Origin of the sequence: Hydrogenobacter thermophilus TK-6, assembly GCF_000010785.1 — a bacterium.
GTDB lineage: Bacteria > Aquificota > Aquificia > Aquificales > Aquificaceae > Hydrogenobacter > Hydrogenobacter thermophilus.
Map to the genome: position 1 here is coordinate 23,866 of NC_013799.1, position 15,043 is coordinate 38,908.

Consider the following 15,043-nt stretch of genomic DNA (forward strand, 5'->3'; position numbering starts at 1 on the left):
ACTTTTGAGGACTTATATAAATGCAACCAGAATTATAAACCCTAAGGTTTTGGAAGTTTGACGGGTCATCACGGTAGGTTTATTATTCAAGTGGGGGAAGGTGTTTACAGGTAGCCAATTGCCGCCTGCTGGAAGATGGCTATCTACAGAAGGGCGGGATACAAATACACCAGCCATAGGCTTTTGACAGCCTATGAGAGGGAAAGAGCCATGTATGTAACAAAGAGAAGCGGTGTTGGAGAGCCTATGGACATATCCAAGATACGCATAGTTATAGACTTTGCCTGCAGAGGATTGAGGGTTGACCCCCTTGAACTGGAAGCTGATGCCCAGATACAGTTCAGAGAGGGCATATCCACAAAGGAAATACAACAACTCCTTATAAGAACCGCTGCGGAAAAGGTTTCTCCGGAAAACCCAGACTGGCAGTATGTAGCAGCAAGGCTTTTGCTTTACGACCTTTACAAAGATGTGGGACACATAAGGGGATACAAGGTAAAGGACAAGATAAACGGCAGGTATAAGCCTTACAATCCCGAAAGCTTTTATAACCTTGTAAAAAATTACGCTGAGAAAGGCATATATGGAGAGTATCTGCTCAGGGAGTATTCCAAAGAGGACTTTCAAGCTTTGGCAAGCTACATAAAGCCAGACAGGGACTTACTCTTTAACTACACAGGCATAAAAGTCCTGTATGATAGGTATCTGGTGAGGGATGAAGAGGGGAATGTTATAGAGCTTCCACAAGAGATGTACATGCTAATTAGCATGAGCTTAGCCCTGCCAGAGAAAAAGGAGGAAAGGATAAAGTGGGTTAAAACTTTTTACGACCTTATGTCTAAGCATGAGGTGTCTTTGGCTACACCGACGCTTATGAACGCAAGAAGACCCCACACCCAGCTCTCATCCTGCTTTGTACTGACCGTGGATGATGACCTTTATGACATATTTGACAACGTGCAGAAGGCCGGACAGATATCCAAATTTGCGGGAGGGCTGGGCATATACTTGGGCAAGGTCAGAGCAACAGGCTCACCCATAAGGAAGTTTAAAGGTGCATCTTCGGGAGTTCTGCCAGTGGTCAAAATATTAAACGATGTTATGGTTTATGTGGATCAGCTGGGCATGAGGAAAGGTTCTGCATCCATAACCCTTGACATATGGCACAAGGATGTTATGGACTTTCTGGAAGTAAAGACCAATGTGGGAGACGAGAGGAAAAAAGCTCACGATATTCACCCCGCCATATCCATACCAGACATCTTTATGAAGAGGCTCAAAAACAGAGAAAAGTGGACACTTCTTGACCCATACTACTGCAAAAACGTAAAAGATGGCAAAAATCTGGAAGACTTCTACGGAGAGGAGTTTGAGGAGCTATACCAGAGACTGGAAAGAGAGCTTCCGCCCAACGCTAAAAAAGAGGTGGATGCCTTTGAACTCTGGAAGAGACTGCTAACTGTCGTATTTGAAACTGGAGAGCCTTACATCTTTTTCAGAGACACTGCCAACAGGCTAAATCCCAACAAACACTGCGGAGTGGTTTACAGCTCCAACCTCTGCCATGAGATAGTCCAGAACATGTCTGCAAGCCAGCACATAGAAGACTCTTTAGACCCTCAAACGGGAGAAATAGTCCACAGGAAGAAGTCCGGAGATGTGGTGGTTTGCAACTTAGGCTCTATAAACTTAGGCAAAGTTTATACAAAGGAAGATATGGAAAGAGTTGTGCCACTGCTAGTCAGGATGCTGGACAATGTCATATCTATAAACTACTATGCCATAAAGGAAGCAGAGTACACCAACAGACGCTACAGGGCAATAGGGATAGGTGTAAGCAACTACCACTACTGTCTGGTGAAGAACGCTATCCAATGGGAGTCAGAAGAGCACCTCAAGTTTGCAAACGCACTCTTTGAAAGGATAGCTTACTATGCTATAAAAGGCTCTATGGAGCTAGCAAAGGAGAGAGGCAGATACCCTCTGTTTGAAGGTTCTGACTGGAGCAAGGGAGTATTCTTTGGAAGAGATGCAGAAGAAAACCAAAGGATGTCTGAGAAAAATGGCAACAACCTAAACTGGATAGAACTGGCAGAGGAGGTAAAAACATATGGGCTCAGAAACGCATACCTTCTTGCACTCATGCCAACTGGTTCTACCTCCCTCATAATTGGTGCAACTCCTTCCGTGGACCCCATATTTGCCAAGTTTTACAAGGAGGAGAACATGTCAGGCATACTTCCTCAGGTACCCCCTGAGATAGACAGGTACTTCTGGCACTATAAGAGTGCCTACAGCATAGACCAGGAGTGGATTATAAGAGCCGCATCTGAAAGGCAAAAGTGGATAGACCAGGCTCAGTCTCTGAATCTCTTTATAGATCCAGAACATGTTGATGGACCTACACTTTCAAAGCTCTACGAGCTTTCCTGGGAGCTGGGACTGAAAACCGTTTACTACTGCAGAAGTAAATCTCTAACAGAGATAGAAGAGTGTGAAAGCTGTTCAAGTTAAGGAGGGCAAAGCATGGATCGCACCATAATTTTCAACCCGCAGGGAGACAGAGAAACAAGCAAGCGCAAGGTGATTTTTGGCAATCCTACCAATATAATGGAGCTTAATAATGTAAAGTATCAGTGGGCTTTTGACCTCTATAAGACTATGGGATTTACCAACTTCTGGGTGCCGGAAGAGATTCCCATGCACGAAGATAAAAAGCAGTATGAAAAGGATCTGTCGCCCTACGAGAAGAGAGCCTACGAGATGGTACTGAGCTTTCTCATAGCCCTTGACTCCTATCAGGTAAACATGCTCAAAGAGTTTGCCAGATACATAACCGCTCCCGAGCTGGTGATGGCTCTGACTTCTCAGGAGTTTCAGGAGGCTCTTCACTCTTACTCTTACCAGTTTATCCTGGAGAGCGTGGTGGAACCACAGGTGGCTGACGAGATATACAACTACTGGAGACAGGATACTGTCCTTATGGAGCGCAACCAAGTTATAGCACAGCTATACAACGAGTTTATACGCCATCCCACCGAGGAGAACTTTATAAAAGCAACCTTCGGAAACTATGTGCTGGAAAGCTTATACTTTTATTCAGGCTTTGCCTTCTTTTACACGCTGGGCCGTCAGGGCAAGATGAGAAACACAGTCCAGCAAATTAAGTATATTAACCGAGATGAATTAACTCACGTTACATTATTTCGAAATATTATACAGACCATAAAGCAAGAGAACCCAGAACTCTTTACGCCTGAGCTGGAAAAGTGGGTTTACGAGTTTTTCAAATACGCCACCGATGCGGAGATAAAGTGGGGACAGTATGTGACCCAGAACCAGATTCTTGGCATAAATAACACCCTCATAGACCGCTACATCAAGTACCTTGCCAACCTCAGGCTCACCCAGCTGGGCTACAAACCTCTCTATCCAGAGATTACCGAAAACCCCATGAAGTGGATAGACCAGTTTAGAACCATAAACGACACCAAGACTGACTTTTTCCAAGCAAAGCCCCAGACCTACGCCAAGAGAAGCGAACTAAAGTGGTAGTCAGGCTCTTCTCCTGCGTGTAAAGTATCCCCCGAGTCCATGTGGATAGGGGGTAGTAGGCAGGAGGTTTTGGACTCCTGCAGGGTGGATGGAAAAACTGGGTTAACTAAAGGCATTTGAAGCCTAAAACCTAGTTTTTCTATACCTGAGAAGAAATGTTATGGTAATGATAATGCTCAGGATGCTCATGTAGGATGCGAGCTTGAAGGCATCCTGCACTGCGTAAGTGCCTGCCAGAAGGTTCTGGAACTGTCCCAGCGCCACCATGTAGCGAAAGGCTTCAAGTCCAGAGAGTTTTTGCATGTAAGAGACAAAAGCAGGTGAGCTCAGAGCAGACCGAAGCTCGTTTATCTGGTCAAAGTGCAGAGCCCTGTGGGTTTCAAGGGTATAGGTTGCCAGAGATGTGGCTATGGAAGCCCCAATGAGCCTTGCGTAGTTGTAGAGAGCTGTACCTATGGGTATCTGGTGAGGCTTTAGGCTTTTGAAAGCCAGAGCGGTAAGCGGAGCAAAGAAAAAACCCATAGCCACTCCCATAAAGCACATGTACAGGGCTATCTTCCACCTTGGCGTGTAGTAGTCCACATGGGACAGGAAGAAGAAAAGCGTCAAAAACAGAACACTCTGGGATATAAGAAGCAGAAGCTTGGGCTCTGTTCTGTCGCTTAGCCTCCCGCCTATGAGAGCAAAGGTGCCAAGCAGTATAGCAAAACCCAGAAAGGTGGTGCCTGTCTGAAAGGTGGGCACTCCCTTGAGGCTCTCCAGGTATATGGGAAGCAGGTATATAACCTGGAAAAACACAAGACCGTAAACTACCACGAAGGTGATGAGAGCATAAAGATAGTTGGGTTCTTTAAAGACAGAGTAGTCTATGAGGGTATGCCGGCTTGTGAGCTCCGAAAGGGCAAAGAGAAGAAGAGAAGCCACAAAAACGCAAAAGGCAGTAAAGGTTTTCATGGAGTAAAACCAGCCCCAGCTCTCTCCCTTGGAGAGGAAGACTATGAAGGCTATGGAAGCCAGCGAAAGGAAGAGAAAGCTAAAAAAGTTAAAAGGCAATTTCCTTCTTTCTCCCAAATCCGGGAGCATAAGGTAGGCTACTGGCAGGAGGAGCACTACCACCGGCAGGTTCATGTAGAATATCCATCTCCAGGATAGGAACTCCACCATATAGCCTCCTACAGTGGGACCAAGTCCCGGAGCGAAAGCTACTGCCATGGCATAAAAGCCCATGGCGGTGCCTCTCTTTTCCGGCGGGAATAGGTTAAAGAGTATGGACTGGGAGGAGGGAATCAGAAAGCCTTCCCCCACACCTTGCAGGAACCTAAAAGCTATCATCTCTTCAAGGCTTGAAGCCTGACCAGAGAGAGCACTGCCCAGACTGAAAAGCGCCAGACCCAGTATGTAGGTGTTTTTGAGCCCAAGTCGTGCGGAGGCAAAGTTGAAGACTATTATGGTGATGGCGGTTGCCACTATATAGCTGATGGCTACCCACTCTATGCCGTATATGTCCGTCTGAAGAGGCGCTATCATCTTGGGTATGGCTACGTTGGTGCTGGTAATTCCCAGCACCGCCAGAAAGGTCCCCAGCACCACTAAGAAGGTGTAGAACCAGACCATATCCTTGCTCTCCTGATAAGGTATGTCCAAAGTAGGTAGAAGATGGGCAGTGAGCCCAAAAGTCCCCAAAGCCCTGCGCTGAAGAAGGTGCTTTCAAAGGCGTTGGAGTATGCGTAAAGTTGCTCAATCCCGTAAAAGAAAGCCTTAGCTCTCTCTTCACCCAGATGAAAGAGGCTCAAAAGGTACTGGCTTACCGCGCTATAGCTTTGCACCTCGCTGGTTTTCTGGAAGCTCTCCCACATGTACTTCTGAAGGTCGTTGGTGGCTATAGCGGTGCCAAAAGAGCCTCCCACAAACCTTATGTAGTGCATAAGGCTAACTCCCAGAGTGGTTTTCTCCCCCAGCTTTTTAAGAGCCAGGTTGGTGATGGGTGCAAAGAAAAAGCCCATACCTATCCCCAGAAGAATCATCTTGAGGGAGGACTCCCACGCAGGTGTAAAGTAGTTAAATTGAGGCATAACAAAAAGCACAGCGTAAAGGTAGGTCAGCACAGCTATGCCAAGAGGCAGTATCTCTCCCTTCTTGTCTCCCAAAACTCCCGCTATGGGAGAAGAAAAGCCAATAGCCAGCGCCAGAGGCAGTATGTGTATGCCTGTCATCAGCGTACCAATGCCCTTGAGGTTCTCATAATAGAGGGGTATAAGGTAAAAAACCTGATACATGGAAAAGCCCAGCAGAAAACAGTAAACCAGAATAGCCACCACAAACTCCTTTATGGAGAAAATGGAGTAGTCTATAAGAGACTCTTTTGAGGCAAGCTCCGAAAGAAAAAACAGCAGGAAGGAAAAGAGAGATATGAGGGAAGTGTAGAGTATAAAGTCCGAGTTCCACCAGCCCTGCTGCTGTCCTTTGGAGAGGGTAATAAGAAGGAATACGGTCGCCGAGGATAAAAACAGAAAAGACACCAGATTTAGCCTTCCGTGAGCATTCTGAGGTTTGTAGTCTGGCAGGAAGGAAAGGGCGAGCACGAGATTTATAATACCCACCGGCAGGTTTATGTAAAAGACCCATCTCCAGTTTATGTATTCTGTAATATAGCCTCCCAGTGTGGGACCCAAAGCGGGTGCAAAGCTAACCCCAAGCCCGTATATGCCCATTGCCAATCCTCTTTTTTCAGGTGGGTACGCGCTAAAAAGAAGAGCCTCCGCGCTTACTACTATGAGTGCCTCACCAAAGCCCTGCAGAGACCTTGACGCAATCATCCAATCAAGGGACGGAGCCTGACCAGACAGAAAGGACGCAACGGTAAACAGAAAAAGCCCGGATATGAATACATTCCTGAGACCCACATACCTCTCCAAAGACTCCACCAGAAGAATGCCTGAGGCTGCAGCCATCATGTAGGAGGTTATTACCCACTGAACTCCGTAAAGGTCAGTACTCAAAGGTGCCATCATTTTGGGCACCACTATGTCCACTATGGTGGTGTCCAGAATAGCCATGAATACCCCCATCATGAGCGAGAAGGTGAGCATCACCCTCTCAAAGGGACTGACAAGCTCATAAAGAGGGCGTTCTTGCATTACCTTACCCTCTTTATCTCCACCTCTCCCCCCATGCCTACTCTCAGAAGCGAAGCATCACCCTTGATTATCCTTATCTTTACAGGGATTCTCTGAACCACCTTGGTGAACTCTCCCGCGGATATGTCTCTGGGCACCAGGGCAAAGGTGGCGGCGGATGCAGGGCTTATCTCCTCCACAACTCCCTCAAAGACCTTGTTAGGATATGCATCCAGCCTCACATAAGCTTTGCACCCTTTCTGCACGCCTCTTAGCTTAGACTCCTCCAGAAGTACTTCCACATACATAGAATCCGGCTTTACTATGGCGTACACAGGACTGCCGGGGCTTACCACATCTCCCACGCTCACATACCTCTTTGCCACCACTCCGTCAAAGGGTGCTGTTAGCTTGGTGTTGGAAAGGTAGTTTTGGGCAAGCTCTTCCTGCTTTTTGAGGCTCTCTATCTCCTTCTCCAAAGCTTCTACCTGAGCCTTTAGCTCCTTCTGTTTGAGGAAAGCTATGCGCGAGAGGCTCACATTCTCCAGGCTCTTTTTGTAGCTAAGCCTTAGCTCCTCAAGGCTCTTTAAAAGGCTCTCTTCTTGGTCTTTTAGCACTTTGTAGCGCGTGTCTGCCTCTTCAAAGGTTCTTCTGGGTATAACGCCTCTCTCAAGGAGGTTTTTGTAGCGCTCTCTGTCTTTTTGGGCAAGCTCTAACTGCGCTTGCACCTGCGAGAGCTGTTTTTCAAGCGCCTGCTCTCTCTTTTTCACTTCCTTTGCGGAAATGTCAGACATGGAGTAGTTTACGGAGAGCTCCTGAGAGACCCTCGTTAGCTGGGTGAGCAACTGCTCTTTCTGAGCCTCCAGGCTTTCTATCTTTGCTCTTATATTCTGAAGGTTTAGCTGGTAGTCTGTTGGGTCTATCTCCGCTATAACCTCACTCTTTTTTACCTCATCGCCCAGGTCCTTGTAGAGCTTTATCACCCTTCCTGAGACTTTCTGAAAACCTACATTGGAAAGCTGGTCTGCCTTTACAAAAACTGCATCAGTTACAGCGTATTCCATACGGTGCTTTATCCACCTGAAGGCAATAACAGAAAAAACCATCATAAGAGAGATGACTATAGTTAAACCTACCTTGCGCTTCATATCTCACCTCCTACAGCACGCATTAGCTCGTAGTAAGCTTTCAGGTACTCGTAGTAGGAAAGCACCTTGTTTTTCCTCGCCTGAGTGAGGCTCGCCTCAGCCAAAAGAAGGTCAGTAGAGCTTATTATCTGGTTTTTGTACTGCTCTTGCGAAAGCTTGTAAAACTCCTCTGCGTATCTGAGGGCATCTTCAGCCACGCGCAGGTTATCCTTCGCGGTAAGCACATCCTCATAAGCTTTTTTTATCTCCAGCTTTATGGCTTCTTTGAGGTTCTCCAGCTCCCACCTGGCTCTCTTTTCCTCTTCCAATCTGCTTAACACCCTGTAGTAGGGCTCCAGCGTCTGGAACTCAAGGCTAAGACCCAAAGACAGCGTATAGACACCCTTGGGAGATATCACAGGGTTCTGGTCGCTGTAAGTATATTCCGCCTGAGCAAAGACTTTTGGTAAATATTTGCTTCTTTCTATATCCTGAAGCTTCTTCGCTTGATAAACTCTTTCCGAGTAAGCGCGCAGGATAAGTCTTCTTTCTAAGGCTTTTAGGTACAAGCTCTCCAGGTCTGGAACTTGATAATCTGCTATCTGCGGTAGCTGTAGGTCCTTTAGCTTTTCCTGAGGTATGCCTGTGAGCTTTGAGAGATTTGCCAGAGCTACGCTATAATCTCCTTCTGCCTTTCTTAGATCTCTCTGGACTTCTGCCAGCCTTACCTTAGCCTGGAGCATATCGGTGATGGCTACAAGACCTTCTTTGTAAAAAGCCTCCGCACGCCTGTACTGAGAATCTATAGCCTCCAGCTGTTTTCTGTAAACATCAACTATCTCTTGGCTTGAGAGTACATCCAAGTAAGCCTTTATCACTTGCAGCTTTATGTCTTCCAGCTTTTCCCCGTATAGGTCTTGCTGTAGCCTCACCTCAGAGGACGATATGTTTACCCTTCCTTCCCTTGCACCCCCGTCGTAGAGAACCTCCCTCAGCCCTATGCTGAAAGCCCTGTAATTTTGTTTAGCGGATTCTACCGAAAGGGGAGGAAAGGGACCAAAGGGAGGTATATGAAGGCTCTGCTTCTGGGATAGCCTGCTGAAAGAAGCGCTTGCAAAAAAGTTGGGAAGGTATAGGTTTGTGTCCGCTCTGTAGGAGTAGAAAGCAGAACTTACCGCATGTCTTTGGGATCTTATCTCTGGATTTTTTTCTATAGCGGATTGGATGGCTTCCTCCATCGTCAATGAAAATGCAAAGGAAAAGGTAAGGAAAAACACAATAAGTTTCATCCTTTTACCCCCTTTAGGATAACATCTATACCTTCACTTACAAGGGAAAGTATATCTTCAAGGGGTATATTATCCTTTAGAAGATACTCCAGGTATACTATTCTTACATACCCCATGAGAATGTTAACTATATTTTCCGTATTTTTGTATGAGAATACACCACTTTTCACACCTTTTTCTACTATTATATGAAGAAGTTCTCTCACTTTTTTGTTCTTATCCATATAGAGCTTTCTAAATTTTTCATTAGTCCCCACCAATTGAAATAGGAATATGTAGGCTATAGGTCTCTCTTCATACATGACCCTGAAAAAGTCAAAGGTTGAGTTTTTTATGACTTCTTCCGGATCCATCTCCATTGATGCGTAGTCTTTTAATAGTTTCACCACCTTATTGGACATGCTCTTTACAAGCTCTATAAATATGTCCTCTTTGCTCTTAAAGTATAAGTAAAAGGCACCCTGAGAAAGCCCCGCATCCGCCACTATGTCCGAGACCCTCGTCTCGTAATAGCCTTTTTTTGAAAAGAGCTTCTTGGCTGAGTTGAGCAGTTTTTCCTTTGTGTCCATCACTTGGTGAGCCTCTCTATGTTGGCAAGGTCACTCATATACTGGTAAAGTAGGAGATAATAATTTTGTAAAGTCTGATTGTAATTGGCTCTTGACTCAAGGACTTCAAGCTGATTGGTCACTCCGTATCTGTACCTTTCGGTGGATAGCCTGAGGGCTTCTTTTGCTGCCTCTAAGGAGCTCTCCAACGCTCTTATCTGTGCCTTAAGGGAGTTTATGTCTTCTAAGGTCTTTTTCATCTGGGCATCCTGTGTGTAGAGAGTATCTATGTATACCTCCTTCTGCTTAAGATAATCTATGTTAGCCTGGGCTATGTTTGCCTCCCTCTGAAATCCGTCAAAGAGATGGTAATTTAGCTGAAAGCCAAAGGTGTAGCCTCTTATCCACTCGGTACCACCAGAGAGACTGCGCCTTCCAGTATTTCCCTGATAGGTGACAAAGCCGGATATGGTGGGGTAGTAGGCATCCTTTGCCACATCTATGCGCTTCTCGTAAACCTCCACACTCTTCTTGGCTACCAGCAGAGTGGAATTTCTCTCCAAGAGGAGTTTTCTAAGGGTTGGATAGTCTTCTTGGAAGGGCTTAAACTCAAGGCTTCCCTCGGGCTGTATATCACCCTCCCATCTTAGATAAGCTTTAAAGTCTTCTAAGGACTTTTTGTAATCCGCCAGAGCTTGTTGATACTGAGCCTCTGCAGTCTGGAGCTGAGCTTTACTTCTTAGGAGATTTACCATAGGCACCACTCCAGCCTCATACTGGACTTTAGTAAGTTTGTAGTTTTCCTCCCAGTAGCTAAGGTTATCCTGGTAGAGTTTTACCACCTCCTTTTTGTAAAGGAGCGCATAAAAGAGCTGCTTGGTTTGGTTTTCCACAGTTCTTTTGATATCTTCCAATATATATGCCTGAAGATCCTTTGCCAGCTTAGACAGTTTTATGGCGTCAAAAACAGCCTTATCAAAGATACTCTGATTGACTTCAAAAACATAAGACTGCCTTTCCGTAGGTGTGAAGCCAAAAGCTAAAGATTTATCCAGCTTAGTGTAAGAGTAAGAAAGGCTAACCTGAGGAAGTATACCCGCCCTTGCCTTTCTTATGTCCTCTTCTACCCTTTTGAGGTCCAGCTCGGAGAGTTTAACCTGTGTGTTATTTTTCAGAGCTACATTTATGGCTTCTTCTAAGGTCATAGACCAGCTAACAGACAATACCAACAAAAGTATTACCATAAAGCATCTCATCTTACCTTCACCCTGCTGGTTTGGTTAAGAAGATATGCGTTCTCTACCGCTATAGCATCTCCCTCTTTGAGGTCAGCCTTCGCATAAACATATCCATCTCCCTGTTTTACTATGTCCACCTTTACAGGAAAGACCTTGTCACCCACCACTTTCCAGACAGCCTTCTGGTTGCCTATAAGTACCAGCGCGGTTTCAGGAATCTTGAAGGCTTCAGTGGAGGATATAGGCACGTGCACCTGTGCGTACATGTTAGGCTTTAACTCTCCTTTGGGATTTTTCACCAAAGCCTTGATGGTTAGCATCCTGCTGGCGTTTGCTGTTGGTGATACGAAGTTTATCCTGCCCTCGTAGTTTCCCGCACCTTCCACCTGCAGGTAGACCAAAGAGCCGAGCTTTAGCTTGGGTTGGAGCTCTTGGGGAGCTTCAAAAACCACCTTTATGGGGTCAAGGGTAACCAGACGAAAGGTTTGGGATTGGGGGGTTATGTAGTCTCCTACATTCACAAACTTCTGGGCTATGTATCCCGAGAAGGGAGCTCTCAGGGTTGTTCTTGAAAGCTGGAGCCTTGCGTTTCTTAGCTGTGCCTCAATGGCGGAAACTTGGTCCTGGTAAACCTTTAGCTGTGTTTTTGCGTTTTCAAAGTCCTCCCTTGCTATCAGGTTCTGCTCGTAGAGGAACTTCCTCCTTTCGTATATGGCTCTCTGGTTTTCGTAGTTTGCTCTTGCCTGCATGAGGTTTGCCTCCAGCTGTCTGAGGGTGTTTTGGTAGTCCGAGGGGTCTATCTTCAAAAGGGGCTGTCCCTGTCTTACCAACTGTCCCTCGTCGGTGAGAAGCTCCAGAACTCTGCCACTCACCTCTGGTCTTAGTACCACATCCTTTATGGCTTCAAAGTAGCCGTTGGCTGTGTAGAACACCTCCACACTCTCGGGCTTTACCGTATAGACGCTTATCTGCACAGCTTGCGGAGCAGGCGGAGGACTTTCCTTTTTCTGACAGCTCAGAAGCACCAAAAGCGATATAAGAGCAAGGCATCTTATCATACTCATAATTATAGCATATTGACCAGTTAGTCAGATATAATATAAGCCATGTACAAGTTCTTTATACACAGACCTGTAACCACCATCATGTTCATGCTCTCTTTTGTGCTTTTGGGACTCTATACCTACACCAAGATGCCCGTTGACAGGCTTCCCAATGTAGACTTTCCTATAGTTACCGTAAACACTACCTATACAGGAGCCAACCCCGATGTGGTGGATACAAATGTCACCAGATACATAGAGGACGAGGTGTCCACCATCAGCGGTATAGATGCCATAGTCTCCCAGAGCTATGCAGGACTCTCCCGGGTGACGATAGTTTTTACCCTGGACAAGAACATAGACGTAGGAACTCAGGAGGTAAGAGACGCAGTCCAGAGGGCATACAGGCGCATGCCTGTAGGTGTGGATCCTCCTGTGGTAAGAAAGGTGGACACAGGCTCTTTTCCCATTCTGGCTGTACACCTGCACTCTAAGAGCGTGGATTATCAGACCCTTGCCTACTACGCGGACAAGGTGATAAAGAGAGAGTTTCAGAAGGTAAACGGCGTGGGCGATGTGGGACTTGGGGGCTTTAGGGACAATGTGCTGTGGGTGAGGCTCTATCCCGAAAGGCTCTACTCTTACGGTATTACTCCCGTGGATGTTCTCAGCGCAGTCTCTAAGAATCATCTGGAGGTGCCTACAGGCACCATCTACGGCAAGGACAAGGAGTACATCATAAGGCTCTACGGCAAAGTCAAAGACCCCAAAGAGCTGGAAAATACTTATCTAAAGGGCAATCTCAGGCTCAGGGATGTGGGTTTTGTGGAGTTTACGGAGGACGAAAAGAGGGGGATAGCGAGGTTCAAAGGAGAGCAGTCCGTAGCCCTGATAGTCTACAAGCAGTCTGGCTTTAACACCGTTGAGGTGGCGGATGCGGTAAAGGCAAGGATGGCTGAGCTAAACAGGGAGCTTCCTCCCGGCATGCGTATGGACATTACCTTTGACGCCAGTGTCTTTCCCAAAGAGGGTGCTCATGCTGCAGTGGAAGAAATCATAATAGGTAGCCTTTTAACTGCGCTCGTGGTTTTTGTGTTTCTCGGAAGTCTCAGGCTCACGCTCATACCAGTGTTTGCCATACCGGTTACACTGCTCAGTGCCATAATTTTCCTTTACTACACGGGAAACTCTCTTAACACCTTTACCCTCCTTGCCCTTGCTGTGGCGGTGGGTATAGTCATAGACGATGCCATAGTGGTCATAGAGAGCATATACAGAAGGAGAGAGATGGGACTTGCACCTCTTGAAGCCGCAGAGGTCGGCACACGTATAGTAGTATTTGCCCTCCTTGCCTCTACCACATCTCTGGTAATAGTCTTCTTGCCCATAATATTTTTAAAAGGTGTTATAGGTAGCTTCTTTGGAAGCTTTGCTCTGACCCTTGCGGTAGCCATAGGAGTCTCTTACATAGTAGCCATAAGCTTTACTCCCATGGCGGGTGCAAGGCTCATAACCCAAACTCAGGAAAATGTATTCATGAGAGCTTATGAAAAGTTTGAGCTGTTTTTTGATAGAGTCCTAAGGTGGTCTTTAGACCACAAGTTGGTGGTGCTTCTCTTCTCTATAGCCACCGTTTATATTGGCTTTCTGTTTCTTAAAGCCACCAATAAGGAGTTTTTCCCCCTTACCGACGAGGGGGCTTTCATAGTGAGGTTTGAAACCCCCATAGGCTCTTCCTTTGAATACACAGACCAGAAGGCTAAGGAGGTGGAGGCGGTGCTGTCAAGGAATCCCTACATTGACAGGTTTGGCATAGCCATAGGTCAGGGAGTGGCGGGAAGACCTGATGTGAACGGCGGACAGGCTTTTATCTTCTTAAAAGACAGGTCGGTAAGACCCCACCAGAAGGTAATAATGGACCAGCTTAGAAAAGAGCTTGCAAAGATAAAGGGTATAACAGTAAGCGTGGAAGCCTTCCCCATAGTTGCAGGTGCGGGAAGGCAGACGGACATAACTTATGCCATTAGAGGCTCATCTCTTGAGGAGCTTCAGAAGATAGCCAACAAGATGGTGGCTGAGTTCAGGCAAAAGCCCGGCTACAAGGATGTGGACACGGACCTTCGTCTCAACGAACCACAGATTCAGATAAAAGTAAACAGGGAAAAGCTGGGAGACCTGGGTATAAGCGTTGAGGATGTGGGCACAACTCTTAACATACTCTTTGGCAAGTACAAGTTTGGCACCTACGAGGTGGGTGGTGAGAGCTACGATGCTTACATAAAGGCACAGCCCGAGTTTGTCAAAAACTGGGAGAACCTTAAGAAGGTATACCTCAGAGCAAAGGACGGCTCTTTAGTTCCTCTGACGGATGTGGTGAGCCTTACCATAGCACCCGGATATCATGTAATTAACAGGTACGACAGACAGTACTCTTTTACCTTCTTTGCTAACCTCTCGGGTAAAGCCTTGGGAGATGCCACTGCGGAGATAGAGTCGTGGCTAAGAAGCAACCTGCCACCAGGATACTCCTTCGAGCCCACCGGTCAGACAAGGGAGTTTGCCAGAGCGTTTAAAGGTCTTGCTTTTGCGCTGACGGTAGCTCTCGTAGGTATATACATGGTGCTTGCCAGCCTGTTTGAAAGCTACAGGCATCCCTTTACCGTGCTTCTGACGGTCCCTCTTAGCCTCTCTGGCACTTTTGGACTCTTGTATCTGACAGGCACATCTCTGAGTGTACCTTCCTACTTTGGAATAATACTGCTCATAGGCATAGTGGTACGGGATGCTGTCCTATTTATAGAGAGAATCATACAGCTTAGAAAAGAGGGCTACCAGACGAGGCAGGCCATTCTTCAGGCAAGGCGCGAAAGGCTAAGACCTATCCTCATGACCACCTTAACCGTAGTTTTTGCATTACTTCCCGTGTCATTGGGTCTTACCGCAGGCTCTGAGCTGAGAAAACCCCTGGCGATAGCTGTCATAGGTGGTATAGCTACAGCGCTTCCTCTGAGCCTTCTTGTGCTTCCCATAGTTTATGAGCTCTTTGACGGCTTAAAACTCAAAAGAAGGTGAACCGCTTAATTTTATCAAGAGTTTTCACAGATTACTGGTTATATAATTCTCATGC

Annotated in this window: 10 protein-coding genes; 3 read left to right on the forward strand and 7 right to left on the reverse strand. The window is 46.5% G+C overall.

The features are described from left to right. Nucleotides 1-210 precede the first annotated feature (210 nt). Complete coding sequence (locus HTH_RS00130) at nt 211-2,514, forward strand: ribonucleoside-diphosphate reductase subunit alpha (protein ID WP_012962674.1); 2,304 nt, start codon at nt 211-213, stop codon at nt 2,512-2,514. Nucleotides 2,515-2,526: 12 nt separating this feature from the next. Further along, nucleotides 2,527-3,555: a ribonucleotide-diphosphate reductase subunit beta gene (locus HTH_RS00135; protein WP_012962675.1), complete on the forward strand. Its 1,029-nt coding sequence runs from the start codon at nt 2,527-2,529 to the stop codon at nt 3,553-3,555. A gap of 123 nt (nt 3,556-3,678) precedes the next feature. Here the strand turns inward: HTH_RS00135 and HTH_RS00140 are convergent, their stop codons facing one another. From HTH_RS00140 to HTH_RS00170, 7 genes are read right to left on the reverse strand one after another with little or no spacing between them, the layout of a single operon-like run. Beyond that, nucleotides 3,679-5,169 carry a DHA2 family efflux MFS transporter permease subunit gene (locus HTH_RS00140; RefSeq protein ID WP_012962676.1) on the reverse strand — a complete coding sequence of 497 codons (1,491 nt, stop codon included), beginning with the start codon at nt 5,167-5,169 and terminating at the stop codon, nt 3,679-3,681. Further along, nucleotides 5,145-6,692, reverse strand: a complete 1,548-nt coding sequence (locus tag HTH_RS00145; protein ID WP_012962677.1) for a DHA2 family efflux MFS transporter permease subunit — start codon at nt 6,690-6,692, stop codon at nt 5,145-5,147. The genes HTH_RS00140 and HTH_RS00145 overlap by 25 nt, the downstream gene beginning before the upstream one ends. Further along, a complete protein-coding gene (locus HTH_RS00150) occupies nt 6,692-7,819 on the reverse strand; it encodes an HlyD family efflux transporter periplasmic adaptor subunit (RefSeq protein ID WP_012962678.1) in 1,128 nt (375 codons plus the stop codon). Before HTH_RS00150 ends, HTH_RS00145 begins: the two co-directional genes overlap by 1 nt. Further along, entirely contained in the window at nt 7,816-9,087 is a 1,272-nt protein-coding gene (locus HTH_RS00155; protein ID WP_012962679.1) for a TolC family protein, read from the reverse strand. Before HTH_RS00155 ends, HTH_RS00150 begins: the two co-directional genes overlap by 4 nt. Then, nucleotides 9,084-9,656, reverse strand: coding sequence for a TetR/AcrR family transcriptional regulator (locus tag HTH_RS00160; protein WP_012962680.1), 573 nt, complete (start codon nt 9,654-9,656; stop codon nt 9,084-9,086). Before HTH_RS00160 ends, HTH_RS00155 begins: the two co-directional genes overlap by 4 nt. After that, nucleotides 9,656-10,891 (reverse strand): TolC family protein, encoded by a 1,236-nt coding sequence (locus tag HTH_RS00165; protein ID WP_012962681.1) that lies wholly within the window; start codon nt 10,889-10,891, stop codon nt 9,656-9,658. Before HTH_RS00165 ends, HTH_RS00160 begins: the two co-directional genes overlap by 1 nt. Then, complete coding sequence (locus HTH_RS00170) at nt 10,888-11,931, reverse strand: efflux RND transporter periplasmic adaptor subunit (protein WP_014462525.1); 1,044 nt, start codon at nt 11,929-11,931, stop codon at nt 10,888-10,890. The genes HTH_RS00165 and HTH_RS00170 overlap by 4 nt, the downstream gene beginning before the upstream one ends. 48 nt (nt 11,932-11,979) lie before the next feature. On the opposite strand from HTH_RS00170, the gene HTH_RS00175 reads away from it, so the two are divergent. Then, complete coding sequence (locus HTH_RS00175; protein WP_012962683.1) at nt 11,980-14,988, forward strand: efflux RND transporter permease subunit; 3,009 nt, start codon at nt 11,980-11,982, stop codon at nt 14,986-14,988. Nucleotides 14,989-15,043: the final 55 nt, after the last annotated feature.

Bases quoted from the DNA above. Each gene is read 5' to 3' on its own strand.
- HTH_RS00130 (WP_012962674.1), top strand. From the start codon at position 211: ATGTATGTAACAAAGAGAAGCGGTGTTGGAGAGCCTATGGACATATCC.
- HTH_RS00135 (WP_012962675.1), top strand. From the start codon at position 2,527: ATGGATCGCACCATAATTTTCAACCCGCAGGGAGACAGAGAAACAAGC.
- HTH_RS00140 (WP_012962676.1), bottom strand. From the start codon at position 5,169: ATGGTCTGGTTCTACACCTTCTTAGTGGTGCTGGGGACCTTTCTGGCG.
- HTH_RS00145 (WP_012962677.1), bottom strand. From the start codon at position 6,692: ATGCAAGAACGCCCTCTTTATGAGCTTGTCAGTCCCTTTGAGAGGGTG.
- HTH_RS00150 (WP_012962678.1), bottom strand. From the start codon at position 7,819: ATGAAGCGCAAGGTAGGTTTAACTATAGTCATCTCTCTTATGATGGTT.
- HTH_RS00155 (WP_012962679.1), bottom strand. From the start codon at position 9,087: ATGAAACTTATTGTGTTTTTCCTTACCTTTTCCTTTGCATTTTCATTG.
- HTH_RS00160 (WP_012962680.1), bottom strand. From the start codon at position 9,656: ATGGACACAAAGGAAAAACTGCTCAACTCAGCCAAGAAGCTCTTTTCA.
- HTH_RS00165 (WP_012962681.1), bottom strand. From the start codon at position 10,891: ATGAGATGCTTTATGGTAATACTTTTGTTGGTATTGTCTGTTAGCTGG.
- HTH_RS00170 (WP_014462525.1), bottom strand. From the start codon at position 11,931: ATGATAAGATGCCTTGCTCTTATATCGCTTTTGGTGCTTCTGAGCTGT.
- HTH_RS00175 (WP_012962683.1), top strand. From the start codon at position 11,980: ATGTACAAGTTCTTTATACACAGACCTGTAACCACCATCATGTTCATG.